The sequence below is a fragment of the Mycobacterium sp. SMC-17 genome (genome assembly GCF_045310915.1).
In the GTDB taxonomy this organism is placed as follows: domain Bacteria; phylum Actinomycetota; class Actinomycetes; order Mycobacteriales; family Mycobacteriaceae; genus Mycobacterium.
Genome location: NZ_JBJIAK010000147.1, coordinates 1 through 1,399 on the forward strand (window position 1 = coordinate 1; position 1,399 = coordinate 1,399).

Consider the following 1,399-nt stretch of genomic DNA (forward strand, 5'->3'; position numbering starts at 1 on the left):
GCTACTCCTCACCTTCTCGTGGGTAGCTGAGGGTGGAGCCCGCCCAGGCAGAGATAGATCATTGAGGTCAGTGTTCGGGCGGAGTGGTGGCCGTAGCCGCGGGCGTTGATGAGTCGGATTTTGGCGTTGATGCCTTCGAGGAGGGCGTTGGAGATGCCGAGTTCCACGGCGGCGATGACGGCGTCGAAGTGTTCCTGTAGTCGTTTGCCGAGTTCGATGAAGGACGGGATACGGCTGCGTTTGGCGGCGGTGATCCAGGCTTTGAGTCGTTGACGGGCGACACCGGGTTCGTGTGGGAGTCGATACAGGTCGCGCAGCTGTTCTTTGAGGGCCCAGGCCCGGCCGACGTGACGGTTCGCGCGGGCGATCTGGTTGACCAGTTCACGTTTGTTGTCGGTGAGTTTGTTTTCGCCGGTGCGCAGCGCCCATCGGGTCTGGCGCCACTGCGCTGAGGTCATGGCGACTTTGTCCGGTCCGCTGGCGGCGGCGGCGAAGACCCGGTCCAATGCCCGGTTGACCCATTGCATGATGTGGAACGGGTCAAAGCAGATGGTGGCTTCCGGTAGGTGGGTTCGGGTGGCTCCGCGGAACGCCTTGCTCACGTCCATGCTCACGGCGGTGATCGTCTCTAGTGTCGAATCAGGTTGTTGTTCATAGAATTTCGATAGCGATTCTTCACTGCGTCCGGGCTGGACTCCGATGACGGTGCCGGTGTCGTGGTCGCCGACGATGGTCAGATATTTGTGCGGGTGGCGGTAGCAGATTTCGTCGACGCCGATCCGGTACAGGTCTGTGAGTCGTCGTTGGTCGAGCAGTTCGTCGACACCGCGGTTGATGATGGCGGTGACCGATTCCCAGCCGCACCGCATGAGCGTGGCCACGGTGGTGCGGTCGGTGCGTTGGGCCAGCCAGAGCACCGTGTCTTCGAAGTCTCGGGTGAATCGGGCACCGGGACGAGCCCACGGCACCTGCTCGGTGACGATGCCGCAGCGTGGGCAGTTCGTGCGGCGGATGTCGTAGACCAGCCACAGTTTCTTGCAGGCCAGATCCACATGGCGCCAGCGCCGGCGCCGGCGGTCATAACCGGCCCGCACACGTTTGCCGCACGGGCAGCGCATCGAGCGGGCTTTAAGGCCGACGGTGACTTCGATATCGCGGTCGCCGATGGTGACATCGGTGACGTTGGCTCCGGGGACCTGAAGTATTCGGTTAAATGCAGTACTGACGCGCACGCGGATCGTTCCTGGCGGTTGAGGTTGGTGTGGTAACCCCGAAACCTAGAGGGACACCGCGTGCGCGTCCTTCAACTCGCCGCCGACACGCTCAAAACCCCAGGCGCACAACCTAAAATAGCCCCTGAACAGCGCAAAGGCGCCCACGAAAACCCGTGGAGCGCCAC

General features: G+C 62.6%; 1 protein-coding gene. It reads right to left on the reverse strand.

What is annotated here, in order from left to right; all coding sequences use genetic code 11:
- Window positions 1-8: 8 nt before the first annotated feature.
- Entirely contained in the window at window positions 9-1,232 is a 1,224-nt protein-coding gene (locus ACJH7A_RS30480; RefSeq protein ID WP_212806588.1) for an ISL3 family transposase, read from the reverse strand.
- Between the last annotated feature and the right edge of the window lie 167 nt (window positions 1,233-1,399).